The following is a 15,002-nucleotide window of genomic DNA, read 5'->3' as shown; positions in this document are numbered from 1 at the left end:
GGGCTATGCCCGGTCGTCGGCGTCAGCCTGCTCGGCCTCGTCGAAGGTCGGCGACGCATCGCCGGATGCGTCGGCAGCGGTTGCGTCGTCGGCAACTGCGTCGTCGGCGGCCGGCTCGTCGCCTGCGGGCTCGTCGTCGGGAGCGTCGAGCTCCTCGAGCAGCCCAGGCGGTGGCGTGATGACGATGCGGCCGGCGCGAAGGTCGACCTCGGGCACGATCGCCTTGACGAACGGCACCATCGCCTCGGTGCCGTCGAGGTCGATGATGAGCATGTCCTGCGCGGGCATCGGGTCGACGCGCACGACGCGGCCGATGCGGGCGCCGTCGCGGTGCACCTCGAGGCCGGCGAGCTGGTGCACGAACCAGGCGTCGGGCTCGGTCGAGACTTCGGTGGTGTCCTGGTCGATCCAGAGCACGGCCTTCACGAGCGACTCGGCCTCGGTGCGATCGGTGACGCCGGCGAAGAAGGCGACCGGCGTGCCGTTGTACACGCGCAGCTCGAGCAGCTCGAGCGTCTTGCCGTGCCACTTCGACGAGGTGGGCACCTGCAGCACGAACTTCGCGCCGGGCGTGAACCGCCGGGTGGGGTCGTCGGTGTACAGCTCGACCTTGATCCCGCCCTTGAGCCCATGGGCCCTGGTGAGCCGACCGACGCGCAGCTGAGTACGGGCGGGCACGGCTGGCCTAGCGATCGGTGTCCACCACGTCCACGCGGACGCGGCGTCCTCCGGGGAGCGCACCGATCACGGTACGCAGGGCGCCGGCCGTGCGGCCGCCGCGCCCGATGACGCGACCGAGGTCCTCGGGGTGCACGCGCACCTCGAGGACCTCGCCGCGCTGCGTGTCGCGCGCGCCGACGCGCACGTCGTCCGGGCGATCGACGATCCCCTTGACGAGGTGCTCGAGGGCGTCGCGCAGCATGGTCAGGACTCGGTCGACTCGGCCTCGGCGGCGGCGGGCGCCTCCTCGGCAGCGGCGGGAGCCTCGGCGGGCTTCTCGGCCTTGGGCTTCAGCACCGGCTTCTTGAGCTCGTCGGCGACGAACGCCACCTTGCCCTCGGGCTGCTTGACCTGGTTCTCGGTCGAGCCCTCGCCCGTGAACTTGCCCCAGTCGCCCGTGAGCTTGAGGAGCGCCGCGACCTGCTCGGTCGGCTGCGCGCCGACGCCGAGCCAGTACTGCGCGCGCTCGCTGTCGATCTCGATCAGCGAGGGGTGCACGGTCGGGTGGTACTTCCCGATCTCCTCGATGACGCGACCGTCGCGCTTGGTGCGCGAGTCGGCGACGACGACGCGGTAGTAGGGCGCGCGGATCTTGCCGAAGCGCTTCAGACGGATCTTGACTGCCACAGTTCTCCTGCTTGTGTTCTCGTTGTGCACCGCGGCCTGCGCACGTGGGTCATGCGCGGCCCGCAAAGCTGGATGAGCTTCCGCGCGCCGGAGTAGAGGGTCGGGCGCGTGCTCGACCCCCTATTCTGGCACATCCGCGCGCGACCTGCGCGCCATCAGGCTCGCGGCCCTACGCTCATCGCATGGACTTCGCAGCCTCCCGGCGCTCCACCCTCGGCATCGAATGGGAGCTCGCGCTCGTCGACCCCCAGTCGGGCGAGATCGTGCCGCGCGCGAAGGACCTGCTGAGCGCGATCGACGACCCGCGGTTCGACAAGGAGTTCCTCGCGGGGATGATCGAGCTCATCACGGGCGTGCACGGCACGACCGACGAGGCGATCGACGAGCTCAAGGCGATGCGCGACACGGCCGTGGCTGCCGCAGAGCGGCTGGGCGTCGCAATCGTGGGCACCGGCACGCATCCCACCAGCCGGTGGCGCGAGCAGGAGCAGGCCGACGACGACCGCTACCGCCGCGTCGTGCAGAAGGCGGGCGACTGGGGCCGGCGGCTCATCATCTTCGGCGTGCACAACCACGTCGGCATCGAGCACCGCGACAAGGCCGTGCCCCTGCTGCGCTCGATGCTCGACCGGCTGCCGCTCATCCTCGGGCTCTCGGCGTCGAGCCCGTTCTGGCAGGGCCTCGACACGGGCTTCGCCTCGCACCGCACGATGCTCTTCCAGCAGCTGCCGACCGGCGGCCTGCCGCCGATGCTCGTCGACTGGCAGGAGTACGAGCGCACGCTCGCCGACATGCTGCGCGCCGGGGTGATCGACGAGCTCGGCGAGCTGCGCTGGGACGTGCGGCCCTCCCCCTCGATCGGCACGCTCGAGGTGCGCATCGCCGATGGCGCGCCGTCGATCGACGACCTCGCCGCCGTCACGGCGCTCACCCACTGCCTCGTCGAGGAGGCCTCGCGGGCACTCGACGACGGCGAGCCGCAGCAGCACCTGCCGTCGTGGCTCGTGCGCGAGAACAAGTGGCGTGCGGCGCGCGACGGACTCGACGCGACGGCGATCGTCGACGAGCAGGGCACCCTGCAGACCGTGCGGGATGCGCTCGGCGAGGCCGTCGAGCGGCTCGCCCCGGTCGCGGCGGACCTCGGTGCCACGCGATCGCTCGAGGCAGTGACGCGCGTCGTCGAGGGCGGCGGCTCGGCCGCCCGGCAGCGCGCGGCCTTCGAGCGCGGAGGGCACCCCGCGGTGCTCGCCGAGCTCATCGAGGCGATGCGGGCGTAGCGCGCCGCGCTCCATCCGGTCTGCCGGTCGAGCCGGTCCGGGCGCCCCAGCGCCCCGCTGGATAGAGCGGGCCGGCGGACGCTACGCGTTCTTCGCGTCGCGCCAGTCGAGGAACGCCTGCACGCGGTCGAGCGCGTAGCCGTCCGGGGTGTCGTCGCCCGAGAGCGGGATCGTGAGCAGCCGCGTGCCTGCCGCGTGGAGCGCGTCGAGGCGGTCGAAGCCCACGCCGCCGACGCCGTCGCGCACGCTCGCGCCGTTCGAGATCTCGATCTCGTCGATGTCACGGCCGCGGGCCTCGCAGTGGCCGCGCAGCACCTCGAGCTTGTGCGGCAGCTCGTCCGGGCCGACGAACGAGTGCCAGATGTCGGCGTGCTCGGCGACCATCGGCAGCGTCTTCTGCTCGCCCTTCCCGCCGATGAGGATCGGCATCGGCCCCATGGGCGGCGGGTTGAGCTTCGACCAGCGATCGCGGATGCGCGGCAGCGACTCGGAGAGCGCCCGGAGCCGCGACCCCACCGTGCCGAAGTCGTAGCCGTACTCCGCGTAGTCGCGCTCGAACCATCCGCCCCCGATGCCGAAGATGAACCGGCCGCCGGAGATGTGGTCGATCGTGCGCGCGACGTCGGCGAGCAGGTCGGGGTTGCGGTACGAGTTGCAGAACACGAGCGGGCCGATCTGCACGCGCTCGGTCGCGACCGCCCACGCGGCGAGCTGCGCGGTCGCCTCGAAGTGCACGCCGTCGGGGTCGCCCGAGAGCGGGAAGAAGTGGTCCCAGCCGAAGACGGCGTCGACCCCCATGTCCTCGAGCCGGCGGGCTGCGTCGATGGTGGCCTGCATGGGTACGTGCTGCGGCGCGAGCTGCACGCCGATCCTGGTGGGTCGCTCGATCATGCTCTCGACCCTACGGGCATCGCCCGCGTAGCCTGTCGAGGTGCACCGACTCGCCCCCATCGCCGAGCGCGCAGCAGCGCCCACGACGCTCCCGTCCATCACCGCCGGCGGCCTCCACTGGCGCTCCGCGACCGTCGACGACGCTCAGGCGGTCGTCGACCTCGCCAACACCATGTACGAGGCCGACGGCGCCCCGTACCGCGAGACGATCGACGAGGCGCGTGCCGACCTCGCGGCTCCCTGGCGCCACCTCGAGACCGACTCGCTCCTGGGCTTCGACGACGCGGGCGAGCTGCGCGTCACCGCGATGATCGAGGTGCCGCCCGGCGACGAGTCGACGGTGCGCACCTACTGCTTCGGCGGCGTGCACCCCGAGCGGCGCGGCGAGGGCATCGGCCGCGAGGTGCTCGCGTGGCAGCTCGCCCGCGCCCGGCAGATCCTGGCGGCGTCGGGCAAGGACCTCCCCGCGCGCATCGGCGTCTTCGCCGAGGACGACGATCCCGAGTCGCGGCACCGCATGTATGCGCACGCCGGCCTCGAGCCGCGGCGCTTCTACGCCAACCTCAAGCGGCCCCTCGACGACGACGCGTCGCTCCCCCACGTCGAGCTGACGGGCTCCCTGCGGCTCGTGCCGTGGTCGGAGGAGCTCGACGACGCCGCTCGCCTCGCCCACAACGACGCGTTCCGCGACCACTGGGGCAGCGAGCCGCAGACGATGGAGCAGTGGACGAACGGTCGCAGCGAGTTCGCGCCCGAGTGGTCGTTCGTCGTGGTCGACGACGCGCCCGACGTCGAGGCCCTGCTGGCCGATCCGAGGACGGATGCGGCGACCGCCGAGGCGCTCAGGGCCGGCGCGCCGCTCGTGGCCGGGTACGCGCTCAACAGCCGCTACGCCGCCGACTTCCCCGTGCGGGGCTACTCGTTCGGCTACACCGACGTGCTCGGCACGCGCCGCGCGTACCGCGGCAGGAAGGCAGCGCTCGCGGCGCTCGCGGCGAGCATGCGCGCGTTCGCGGACGACGGGATGGCGGCGGCGGTGCTCGACGTCGACACCGAGAACCCGAGCGGTGCGCACGGCCTCTACGCGAGCCTGGGCTACGTGAAGGAGCACGGCTCCCGCATGTACTCGATCGAGCTGTAGCCGTAACGCCGAGAGGTCCCTCCCGCCTGAGTGGTCACTCCCGCGCCCGAGTGGCGGCTCCCGCACCTGAGTGGCGGCCCCCGCACCTGAGTGGCGGCCCCCGCACCTGAGTGGCGGCCCCCGCACCTGAGTGGCGGCCCCCGCGACTGACTGGCGGCCCCCGCACCTGAGTGGCGGCCCCCGCACCTGAGTGGCGGCTCCGCGCATGACAGACTCCTGAAGGCATCCGCGCGGCTCTCGGGCGCTTGCGCGCGAAGGAGCGCCGCTCACCCGCGCAAGGCACCACTCACCTGTGCAAGGCGCCACTCACCTGCGCAAGGCGCCCTCACCTGCGGGGAGCGCCACTCACATGCGGGAAGCGCCACTCACACGCGGGAAGCGTCACTCAGGAGCCGGGCGGCCGGTCCGCGGGCTCGGCGTCAGCTGCGGTCGCGGCCGAGCGCCTCCGCGACCGGCGTGCCGCCCGCGTTGCAGCGGATGGTGAGCCCTCGCACGGCGGGGTGCGCGACGACCTCGGCGATCAGGCGCGCGACCGTCGCGCGCGGGATCTCGCTCGCGGTGATCGAGCCCTCGGGCTCGTCGATCTCGATGCCGCCCTCGTCGTCGAGCGTGAGCGCCGACGGCGCGAGGATGACCCAGTCGGCGCCGGAAGCGCGGATCGCCTCGTCGACGAGCGACTTCGCCTCCGCGTAGGCGTGGAAGGGGTTGTCCTCGGGCACGCCGTGATCGCGGCTCGAGCCGAAGTACGACACCATCACGAGCCGAGCGCCGCTGCGCTGCACGGCGTCGAGCACGCGCAGCGCCGCGTCGTGGTCGACGGCCCAGGTGCGCTCGGCCGTGCCGCCGCCGGCGCCGGCCGACCAGACGACGACGTCGAAGCCCTTGACGAGCTCGTCGACGCCCTGCTGGTCGAGCTGCTCGAGGTCGGCGACGACGGGCTCGGAGCCCGTGTCGGCGACGTCGGCCTGATGGTCGGGGTTGCGGATCGCGCCGTGGACGGTGTGCTCCGCCTGCGCGAGCATGCGCTGCGCGAGCAGGGCGATCTTGCCGTGGGCGCCGAGGACGAGGATGCGTGCCATGCGCCCACCGTACGGCGCCCGGCTGGCAGTCAGGGGGTGAAGACGGCGAACGGCCGGCCGTCGATGCGATGCACGCGCACGGGGGTGTCGAACACGCGCTCGAGCACGGCGTCCTGCATGACCTCGTCGACGGTGCCCTCGACGCACACCGCGCCGTCCTTGAGCGCGACGATCCGGTCGGCGAACGCCGCCGCCATGTTGAGGTCGTGGAGCACGATCACGACGGTGCGGCCGAGCTCGTCGGCCGCGAGCCGCAGCTCGCGCATCATCGCGACCGCGTGCTTGGGGTCGAGGCTCGCGAGCGGCTCGTCGAGCAGCACGACCTCGGTGTCCTGCGCGAGCACCATCGCGACGAACGCGCGCTGCCGCTGGCCGCCCGACAGCGAGTCGAGCTGGCGGTCGGCGAGATCCTCGAGGTGCAGGAAGCGGATGGCGCGATCGATGTGCTGCTGGTCGCCGAACGTGAGGCGCCCCGCCGACCACGGGAACCGACCGAAGGCGACGAGCTCGCGCACCGAGAGCCTCGCCTCGATGCGGTTCTCCTGCCGCAGGATCGAGACGACGCGCGCGAGGTCTGCCGACTTCGTCGCCTGCACGTCGCGATCGGCGACGCGCACATGGCCCGCAGACGGGTCCAGCAGGCGCCCGATGACCGACAGCAGCGTCGACTTGCCGGCGCCGTTGGGGCCGACGAGGGCGGTGATGCCGCCCGCCGGCACCTCGACCGAGACCGGTCCGAGCACGACGTGCTCCCCGTAGCGCTTCGAGACCTGCTCCACGACGATCACTGCTGCCTCCTCCCGCCGAGCAGCAGCGCGAGGAACACGATGCCGCCGACGACTTCGATGATGACCGTGACGAGTCCCGCCGCGTCGAACACGTGCCGCATGACGAGCTGCGCGCCGGCGAGCGCGAGCACGCCGAGACCGACCGACATCGGCAGCACGAACGCGTGGTGGTGGGTGCCGGCCAGGCGGTACGCGAGCGTGGCGACGAGGAACCCGAAGAACGTCATGGGGCCCGCGAGCGCGGTCGCGAACGCGATGAGGATCGACACGCAGATGAGCGCGACGATCAGCTCGCGGCGGTGGTCGACGCCGAGCGCGGTCGCGCCGTCGCGGCCGAGCAGGACGACGTCGAGCCGCGCCCGCCGCATCCACACCACCGCGCCGACGGCGCCGCAGACGGCGAGCGCGAGCGGCAGGTGGTCGGGCTGCACCGAGCTGAGCCTGCCGAAGAGCTCGAGGCTCAGCAGGTCGTAGTCGGTCGGCGACAGGATGCGCTGGATGAACGTCGACACCGAGTCGAACGCGAGCCCGAGCACGACGCCGACGAGCAGCAGGGTGAGCACGCCGCCGCCGGAGCGGTCGAGCAGCCACGTGTAGAGCGCCGTCGCCGCGACCACCATGAGCGCCGTCTGCACGAGCAGCTTCGGCAGCCCGTCGGTCGCGGCGATCGCCGAGCCGCCGAAGGCGAAGACCGTGAGGGTCTGCATGAGCGTGTACATCGAGTCGAACCCGATGATCGACGGCGTCAGGATGCGGTTCGACGTGACCGTGTGGAAGACCACCGTGCCGATGCCGTGCGCGAACGATGCGACGAGGATGCCGCCGACGAGCGTCGCGCGGCGCGGCAGCGCGAGCTCGATGGGTCCGCGCACGTCGACGACGAGCACGAGCACGAGCGCGACGAGCGCGAGCAGCCAGACGGTCGCGAGGCGCGCGATGGGGCTGAGCCCCGCGCGCGAGCGGAGCTCAAGCACGCTGCCGCCCCTTGAGCAGGAAGCCGAGGAACGCGGCGGCGCCCACGGCGCCCATGATGACGGATGCGGGGATCTCCATGGGCGCGACGACGGTGCGGCCGATGAGATCGCATGCGAGCAGCAGCGCGACGCCGGCGATCGCGATCCAGGGCAGGCTCCTGCGGAGGTCGTCGCCGAGCACGAGCCGCATGACGTTCGGGACGACGAGCCCGAGGAAGGGGATGATGCCCACCACGACGCTCGTGACGCCGGAGCAGAGCGCGACGCCCGTGACGCCGATGAGGGTGATGAGGCGGTAGTCGATGCCGAGGTTCGTGGCGATGCCCTCGCCGAGGCCCGCGATCGTGAAGCGGTCGGCGAGCACCCAGACCACGACGGCGACGACCGCCGCAGCCCACAGCGGCTCGTAGAACCCCTGCACGATGCCGCTGAAGCCGCCGGAGCTCCACGCCGCCATCGACTGCAGCAGGTCGGCGCTCGCGGCGAGGTAGGCGGTGACGCCGCCGACGATCGCACCGAGCATGATGCCCACGAGCGGCACGATGAGCGGGCCGCGGGTGCGCACGCGCCGCACCATGCCGAGGAAGACGAGCGTGCCGACGAAGGCCGCGAGGGTCGCGACCGCCATGCGCGCGAGGATCGGCGCCTCGGGCCAGAGCATGAGCACGAGCAGCATGCCGAGCCCCGCCCACTGCGTCGTGCCGGCCGTGGTCGGCTCGACGAAGCGGTTCTGCGTGATGAGCTGCATCACGACGCCCGAGACGCTCATCGCGACGCCCGCGAAGATGAGCGCGAGCGTGCGCGGTACGCGCGAGATGAGCAGCATCTCGAGCTGCGCGGGGTCGGTGAAGATGCCGACGAGCGACAGCTCGAACCCGCCGATCAGGAGCGACGCGACGATGAGCAGCGCCGTCACGACGGCGAGCGCCGGCAGCAGCCGGCGCTCGCGAACGCTCCTGACAGGCAACGGCGTGCTCAGTCGGTCATCGACTGGGCGATCTGGTCGAACGCGCGCGTGTAGGCCTGCGCGCCCTCGGTGCGGTAGAAGTCGTCCTCGAGGTAGATGACGTGCCCGTCCTGCACGAAGCGGGTGCCGGCGAGGGCGGGGTTCGCCTCGATCACCTGGCGCGCGGGCTGCGCGTCGTCGGCGCCCGCCGCCGCGTCGCGGTCGAGCACGATGACCCACTCGGGGTCGGCCTGGGCGATCGTCTCGGGCGCGAGGCCCGAGTCCTGGTGGATGTCGCCGGCGTCGCCGGAGAAGACGTCGGTCATGCCGATCGGCTCGCTCATGCGCGACAGGCGCTCGGCGCCGTTGTCGAGCTTGCCGCCGTTGACGATGCCGAGGAAGACCGAGCGGCCCTCAGCGGCCGTCGTCGCGGCGTCGACGGCCGCGTCGAGCTCGGCCACGATCGCGGCCGCCTCGTCCTCGCGGTCGAAGATCTGCCCGAGGGTCGTGGTCTGCGCGCGGAGCGACTCGACCCATCCGCCCTCGTGCTCCTCGTCGCCAGCGATGTCGATCGTGGGCGCGATGGCGGCGAGGTCGTCCTGGTACTCGCCGAACCGGTAGCCGCCGATGATGAGATCGGGGTCGGCCTCGGCGAGCGCCTCGAAGTCGGGCTCGCGGTGCGTGCCGACGTCGGCGATGGCCTCGTCGTCGACCCAGGCCGCGAAGCGATCGGGGGAGACGAGCTGCGTCGGGATGGCGACGGGTGTGATGTCCCAGGCGAGCAGCGTCTCCATGGCGGTGTTGTCGAGCACGGCGACCCGCTCCGGCTGGAGCTGCACGTCGACCTGGCCGAGGTTCGAAGCGATCGAGACCGTCTCGAGGGGCGCGGTGTCGTCGGCTGCCGGCGCAGCGCTGCAGCCCGCGAGCAGGGCGATCGCCGCGGCTGCGGACACGGTCAGGCGGAGGGCACGGGACATGGAGGTGCTCCAGTTCGAAGAGGGGGATCCACGACGCGCCGACGCGACCGTAGTTAGGCAAGCCTAACCTGCGGCGCGCGGCCGTCGCAAACCGCGCGCTGGACTCGCGACCGCGGTCAGCGGTTGCCGAGCATGCGCTGCAGGGCGTCCTGGTCAGGCCCCGACAGCTCGCCGAACGCGCCCTCGGCCTTGGGCTTGCCGAACGCGCTCCCCTGCGGCGCCTCGACCGCGGGCTCCTGGCGCTTCGCCGGGTTGCCCGAGCGCCGCTGCTGCTTGCCCTGCGGCTTCGCGGCCTTCTTGGGCTGGCGCATGCCGGGCGGCATGGGGCCCATGCCGGGCATGTTGGGCACGCCGCCCTTCGCGACCGTCTTCATCATCTTCGCCGCCTGCTCGAAGCGGGCGACGAGCTGGTTGACGTCGGTGACGGTGACGCCGGCACCGCGGGCGATGCGCAGCCGACGCGAGCCGTTGAGCAGCTTCGACTGCTTGCGCTCCTGCGGGGTCATCGACTGGATGATCGCCTCGGTGCGCACGAGCTCGCGCTCGTCGAACGAGTCGATCGCCTCGCGCATGCCCCTGCCGCCGGGCAGCATGCCGAGCATCTGCTTGAAGTTGCCGGCCTTCCGCAGCTGCTGCATCTGCTTGAGGAAGTCCTCGAGCGTGAAGCCGTCGGTCGCGATCGACTCGGCGAGCCGGTGTGCCTCGTCCTCGTCGAAGGCCTTCTGCGCCTGCTCGATGAGCGAGAGGATGTCGCCGAGGTCGAGGATGCGGCTCGCCATGCGATCCGGGTGGAACGGCTCGAAGTCGTCGAGCGTCTCGCCGGTGGAGGCGAACAGGATCGGCTTGCCGGTCATGCCGCGGATCGAGAGCGCGGCACCGCCGCGCGCATCGCCGTCGAGCTTCGTCAGCACGACGCCGGTGAAGTCGACGCCCTCCTGGAAGGCCTTCGCGGTCGCGACGGCGTCCTGGCCGATCATCGCGTCGATGACGAACAGCACCTCGTCGGGCTGCACGGCGCGGCGGATGTCGGCGGCCTGGCGCATCATGTCGGCGTCGACGCCGAGGCGTCCGGCGGTGTCGACGATGACGACGTCGTACTGGCGACGCTTCGCCTCGGCGACGCCGTCGCGCGCGACCTTGACGGGGTCGCCGACGCCGTTGCCCGGCTCGGGCGCGAAGACCTGCACGCCCGCCTGGCCGCCTACGACCTGGAGCTGCGTGACGGCGTTCGGGCGCTGGAGGTCGCTCGCGACGAGCAGCGGCTGGTGACCCTGGCCGCGCAGGTGCTTCGCGAGCTTGCCGGCGAGGGTCGTCTTGCCCGCGCCCTGGAGGCCGGCGAGCATGATCACCGTCGGCGGGTTCTTGGCGAGCTCGAGCCGGCGGGACTCGCCGCCGAGGATGCCGACGAGCTCGTCGTTGACGATCTGCACGACCTGCTGCGCGGGGTTGAGCGCCTCGGAGACCTCCGCGCCGAGCGCGCGCTCGCGCACCGCCGCGGTGAACGACTTGACGACCTCGAGGGCGACGTCGGCGTCGAGCAGCGCGCGCCGGATCTCTCGCACCGTGCCGTCGACGTCTGCCGCCGAGAGCTTGCCCTTCGTGCGCAGCTTGGCGAGGGTCTCGGTGAGGCGAGTGGAGAGGGAACCGAACGCAGCCATGGTGGCGCCGAGTCTATCGCGCGGCGTCGATCCCCCAACGCCCGGCCTGGCATGCTGGTGCCCGAGCGGGCCTCGCCCGCCGGCACGAACCACGCCTGTCACCACGACGAGAGGGGCCGGATGCGCCTTCGAGGCATGCCGCCGACCCACGCGAGGTCGCTCTGGCACAGCGTCCGTACGCACGGGTTCACCCTGACGGCGCTCGCCCGGCACGCCTCCCGCGTGCACCGCGACCGCCTCGGCCTCGTCGTCGGGGACTGGAGCGCGACCTTCGGCGAGCTCTGGCGAGCGGCCGAGGGCGTCGCGGCCGTGCTCTACATCGGCCCGCTCGAGCGCACGCCCAGGCCCGTCGTCATCGCGTGCAGCGGACCGGCCATGCCGATCGCGCTCGTCGCCGTCGCGCGGCTCGGCATCGACGTGATGCCCGTGAGCCCCGGGTCGCTCGAGGAGTACCGGCGCGCGGTGCCGCGCGACGCGCTGCTCATCCACGACGGCGAGCCCCCCGCGTGGCACCGCGGGCCCACCGTCGGCGCGGCGCAGATCGTCGAGTGGTCGACGAGCGACGGCTCCGGCCTCGCGCACGCCCGGCGCCGCGCGCGCATCGTGCTCCCCGACCGCTCGATGGCCGGCACGATCACGACGCACGTGCAGGGAGCGATGGGCGTGCAGGGGCTGCGGCAGCTCGCCGGCCTGCACGACCGGCTCGGCCTCGAGGGCACCGACGTCATCCTCACGTGCGCGCCGCTGCACCGCGGCAAGGGCCTGCAGCTGTTCGGCATGGCGCTGCTGACCGGTGCCACGCTCGCGAACGCGGCGCACGCGCCCGCGGCCGAGCGCATCCGCATCATCCGGGAGCGCTTCGTCTCGGTGCTCTCCGCCTCCCCCAGCCAGCTCGCGGGCATCCTCGACGAGCTCGAGCGCACGGGCGAGGACGCGCCGCGCCTGCGCCGCATCCTCGTCGCCGGGCAGGACCTCGACGCCGATCTCGTCCGCCGCCTGCACCTCGTGTGGGGACCGATCGTGCTGAGCGCCTACGGCTCGGTGCAGACCGGCACCGTCGCGCTCGCGACGCCCGAGCTGCTGAGCGCGCACCCCGGCACCGTCGGCCGTCGCCTCCCCGGTGCCGACTTCGGCATCGTCGGCCACGCGGGCCGCGGCGACGCGAGCGGCCTGCTCTGGGTGCGCGGCGCGCACGCGACCGTCATCACCGAGGACCGTGCGCGCATCGAGGACGGCATGCTCACGATCGACGGCCCGATGACGCAGCCCGACACCTCCGACTAGCGACGGCACCGCACCCCTGCTCACGAGCCGAGGCGATGCCGGGCGCCGCGCCACGAGCGGAGGCGATCAGGCGACGACGGATGCCGCTCCGCCTCTCCCCGTGACGTGCGCGCCGTGCTACCCGACGAGCTGCTCGACGAACACGTGCGGCGTGAACCCGGTGAGGTCGTCGATGCCCTCGCCCTGGCCGATGAGCTTGATGGGGATGCCGGTGCGCTCCTGCACGGCGAGGATGAACCCGCCCTTCGCCGAGCCGTCGAGCTTCGTCACGACGAGGCCCGTGATGCCGGCCGACTCGATGAACGCCATCGCCTGGTTGACGCCGTTCTGCCCCGTCGTCGCGTCGAGCACGAGCAGCACCTCCGAGATCGGCGCCTGCTTCTCGATGACGCGCTTGATCTTGCCGAGCTCGTCCATGAGCCCGCCCTTCGTGTGCAGCCGCCCGGCGGTGTCGATGATGCACATCGCGTGGCCGTGGGCCTTCGCCGCCTCGACCGTCTGGAACGCGACGGATGCGGGATCCTGGCCCTCGCGCTCCGGCCGCAGGATCGCGGCGCCCGCGCGCTGCGCCCAGGTCGCGAGCTGCTCGACGGCCGCGGCGCGGAAGGTGTCGGCGGCGCCGACCACGACCGACTGGCCGTTCGCGACGAGGAAGCGGGCGAGCTTGCCGATCGTCGTCGTCTTGCCCACGCCGTTCACGCCCACGACGAGGATCACCGCGGGCCGCTCCTTGAGCGCGAGCGTCGGGTCGTACGCGGCGAAGCGCTCCTCGAGGCGCTCGCGCAGCATCCGCTTGAGGTCCTTGGGGTCGTCGACCATGAGCCGCTCGACGTCGGACCGGAGACCGTCGACGAGCTGCTCGGTGATGTCGGGCCCGAAGTCGGCCGTGATGAGCGCGGTCTCGAGGTCGTCCCACGTCTCGTCGGTGATCGTCTCGCGCTGGAACATGCCCCGGAGGGCGCCGGTGAGAGACCACTTCGCTGCCATGCGTCCATGCTAGGCGGGCAGCCGCTAGACTCTGTCTTCGGCGAAGGGGAGTATCCCGGATCGCCGCGATCGTCATCACGGAGTCCGATGCTGCACTCCCGGTCGCGGCGGCGCATCACGCGCGGGAGAGACGTTCGCGCCCGATCGCGCACCCACCGGAAGGCCCTTCCTTGACCCCGTACCAGATCTTCGAGATCGTCTCGATGGCGCTCCTCGTCGCCGTGCTGATCTTCGACCTGCTCATCGTGGTCAAGCGGCCGCACGTGCCGTCGATGAAGGAGGCGACCGCGTGGGTCGTCTTCTACGTGACGCTCGCGCTCGTCTTCGCCGGCGTCCTGCTGCTCATGGGCGATGCGAAGCACGCCGGCGAGTTCGTGACCGGCTGGCTGCTCGAGTACTCGCTGTCGATCGACAACCTCTTCGTCTTCATCATCATCCTGAGCCGCTTCGCGGTGCCGAAGGAGATGCAGCAGCGCGTGCTCATGATCGGCATCCTCATCGCCATCGTGTTGCGCGGCATCTTCATCGTCGTCGGCGTGCAGCTCGTCGAGCAGCTCTCGTGGCTCTTCTACATCTTCGGCGCCTACCTCGTCTTCGTCGCCTGGAAGCAGGCCTTCGGCAAGGAGGACGAGTCGGGCGAGCAGGACAACCTCGTCGTCCGCCTGCTGAAGAAGCGCGTCAACGTCACCGACACCTGGAACGGCGGCAAGGCGACCATCACGACCGAGGGCGTCAAGTACTTCACGCCGTTCCTCATGGTGATCATCGCGCTCGGCACGACCGACCTGCTCTTCGCGATCGACTCGATCCCCGCGATCTTCTCGGTGACGACCGACCCGTTCCTCGTCTTCGCGTGCAACATCTTCGCGCTCATGGGCCTCCGCCAGCTGTACTTCCTGCTCGGCGGCCTGCTCGACCGCCTCGTCTACCTGCACTACGGCATCGCCGCGATCCTCGGCTTCATCGGCGTCAAGCTCGTGCTGCACGCGATGGAGGCGAACGAGCTGCCGTTCATCAACGGCGGCCAGCCGATCGAGTGGGTGCCCCACATCGAGACGTGGCACTCGCTGCTCGTCATCCTCGTGTCGATGGTCGTCTCGGTCGTCGCCTCGCTCATCAAGCTGCGGATCGACGCGAAGCAGACCGGCGATGCCTCGCTGCACCTCGGCCCGTCCGAGGCCGAGCTGGGTGCCGACGGCCACTACCACATCGTCGACGCCATGGGCACGACGTTCTACCGCCCGCTGCGGGTCGAGCACACCGAGACCGGCACGCTCCAGGTCGTCGACGCGAAGGGCAAGGAGGCGCCGGTCGCCGACTTCTCCGAGGACGTCGTGCGCGAGGCCGCCCGGGAGGACATGGAGCCCGAGGACCTCGACGAGCTCCGGCGCCGCATCCGCGAGGGCCGCGAGTTCGACGAGCGGGGCGAGCGCAACGTCTGATCGCGTGACCGGGGCGGCCGGCGTGCTCGCGTGGCTCGCGCCGCGCGCGGTGCCGGGCGTCGAGGTCGTGCTGGCCGACGGCTACCGCCGGGCGCTCCCCGGGCCCCGGGTGGCGAGCGTCGCGGTCGTCGACGACGCGGCCTCGACCGCCGACGCCGACCTCGCGCGCGTGTTCGACCTCGGCCGCGTCGGCCCCGACGGGGCGGATGCG

The 15,002-nt window shown here is 72.0% G+C and carries 16 protein-coding genes; 5 read left to right on the top strand and 11 right to left on the bottom strand.

What is annotated here, in order from left to right:
• Positions 1-3: 3 nt before the first annotated feature.
• From rimM to rpsP, 3 genes are read right to left on the bottom strand one after another with little or no spacing between them, the layout of a single operon-like run.
• Complete coding sequence (gene rimM / locus ABD106_RS00965) at positions 4-678, bottom strand: ribosome maturation factor RimM (protein ID WP_343916424.1); 675 nt, start codon at positions 676-678, stop codon at positions 4-6.
• A gap of 7 nt (positions 679-685) precedes the next feature.
• Positions 686-922, bottom strand: a complete 237-nt coding sequence (locus tag ABD106_RS00960) for an RNA-binding protein (RefSeq protein ID WP_123698199.1) — start codon at positions 920-922, stop codon at positions 686-688.
• A gap of 2 nt (positions 923-924) precedes the next feature.
• Positions 925-1,347 (bottom strand): 30S ribosomal protein S16, encoded by a 423-nt coding sequence (rpsP, locus tag ABD106_RS00955; protein ID WP_343916421.1) that lies wholly within the window; start codon positions 1,345-1,347, stop codon positions 925-927.
• A 182-nt stretch (positions 1,348-1,529) separates the two neighbouring features.
• Here rpsP and ABD106_RS00950 point away from each other — a divergent pair, with 182 nt between their 5' ends.
• Positions 1,530-2,624: a glutamate--cysteine ligase gene (locus ABD106_RS00950; protein ID WP_343916419.1), complete on the top strand. Its 1,095-nt coding sequence runs from the start codon at positions 1,530-1,532 to the stop codon at positions 2,622-2,624.
• An 81-nt stretch (positions 2,625-2,705) separates the two neighbouring features.
• On the opposite strand, the gene ABD106_RS00945 is transcribed toward ABD106_RS00950, so the two are convergent.
• Positions 2,706-3,515, bottom strand: a complete 810-nt coding sequence (locus tag ABD106_RS00945; protein WP_343916417.1) for an LLM class F420-dependent oxidoreductase — start codon at positions 3,513-3,515, stop codon at positions 2,706-2,708.
• 40 nt (positions 3,516-3,555) lie between these two features.
• Here ABD106_RS00945 and ABD106_RS00940 point away from each other — a divergent pair, with 40 nt between their 5' ends.
• Positions 3,556-4,656, top strand: a complete 1,101-nt coding sequence (locus ABD106_RS00940; protein WP_343916415.1) for a GNAT family N-acetyltransferase — start codon at positions 3,556-3,558, stop codon at positions 4,654-4,656.
• Between the two features lie 419 nt (positions 4,657-5,075).
• Here the strand turns inward: ABD106_RS00940 and ABD106_RS00935 are convergent, their stop codons facing one another.
• The 6 genes from ABD106_RS00935 to ffh form a co-directional block, all read right to left on the bottom strand.
• Positions 5,076-5,735 carry an NAD(P)H-binding protein gene (locus ABD106_RS00935; protein ID WP_343916413.1) on the bottom strand — a complete coding sequence of 220 codons (660 nt, stop codon included), beginning with the start codon at positions 5,733-5,735 and terminating at the stop codon, positions 5,076-5,078.
• Between the two features lie 29 nt (positions 5,736-5,764).
• Positions 5,765-6,523: an iron ABC transporter ATP-binding protein gene (locus ABD106_RS00930; RefSeq protein ID WP_343916411.1), complete on the bottom strand. Its 759-nt coding sequence runs from the start codon at positions 6,521-6,523 to the stop codon at positions 5,765-5,767.
• Positions 6,520-7,497 (bottom strand): iron chelate uptake ABC transporter family permease subunit, encoded by a 978-nt coding sequence (locus tag ABD106_RS00925; protein WP_343916409.1) that lies wholly within the window; start codon positions 7,495-7,497, stop codon positions 6,520-6,522. Before ABD106_RS00925 ends, ABD106_RS00930 begins: the two co-directional genes overlap by 4 nt.
• Complete coding sequence (locus ABD106_RS00920) at positions 7,490-8,464, bottom strand: ABC transporter permease (RefSeq protein WP_343916407.1); 975 nt, start codon at positions 8,462-8,464, stop codon at positions 7,490-7,492. Before ABD106_RS00920 ends, ABD106_RS00925 begins: the two co-directional genes overlap by 8 nt.
• Before the next feature lie 8 nt (positions 8,465-8,472).
• Positions 8,473-9,420 (bottom strand): ABC transporter substrate-binding protein, encoded by a 948-nt coding sequence (locus tag ABD106_RS00915; protein WP_343916405.1) that lies wholly within the window; start codon positions 9,418-9,420, stop codon positions 8,473-8,475.
• Between the two features lie 116 nt (positions 9,421-9,536).
• On the bottom strand, positions 9,537-11,078 hold the full coding sequence (gene ffh, locus ABD106_RS00910) for a signal recognition particle protein (protein WP_343916403.1): 1,542 nt from the start codon (positions 11,076-11,078) through the stop codon (positions 9,537-9,539).
• Between the two features lie 222 nt (positions 11,079-11,300).
• Between ffh and ABD106_RS00905 the strand changes: the two genes are divergently transcribed.
• The gene (locus ABD106_RS00905) at positions 11,301-12,362 is read left to right on the top strand and encodes an AMP-binding protein (protein ID WP_343916401.1); all 1,062 of its coding nucleotides are present in this window, start codon (positions 11,301-11,303) and stop codon (positions 12,360-12,362) included.
• A 117-nt stretch (positions 12,363-12,479) separates the two neighbouring features.
• On the opposite strand, the gene ftsY is transcribed toward ABD106_RS00905, so the two are convergent.
• The gene (gene ftsY / locus ABD106_RS00900) at positions 12,480-13,349 is read right to left on the bottom strand and encodes a signal recognition particle-docking protein FtsY (RefSeq protein ID WP_343916399.1); all 870 of its coding nucleotides are present in this window, start codon (positions 13,347-13,349) and stop codon (positions 12,480-12,482) included.
• Between the two features lie 170 nt (positions 13,350-13,519).
• Here ftsY and ABD106_RS00895 point away from each other — a divergent pair, with 170 nt between their 5' ends.
• Both ABD106_RS00895 and ABD106_RS00890 read left to right on the top strand, forming a co-directional pair.
• Positions 13,520-14,791 (top strand): TerC family protein, encoded by a 1,272-nt coding sequence (locus ABD106_RS00895; RefSeq protein ID WP_343916397.1) that lies wholly within the window; start codon positions 13,520-13,522, stop codon positions 14,789-14,791.
• Between the two features lie 4 nt (positions 14,792-14,795).
• On the top strand, positions 14,796-15,002 hold a 207-nt coding region (locus tag ABD106_RS00890), incomplete at its 3' end, for a hypothetical protein (protein WP_343916395.1).

Origin of the sequence: Agrococcus citreus (assembly GCF_039527715.1) — a bacterium.
In the GTDB taxonomy this organism is placed as follows: domain Bacteria; phylum Actinomycetota; class Actinomycetes; order Actinomycetales; family Microbacteriaceae; genus Agrococcus; species Agrococcus citreus.
Note: the sequence above shows the minus strand (reverse complement) of the source record. Positions and strands in the feature narration are given on the sequence as shown.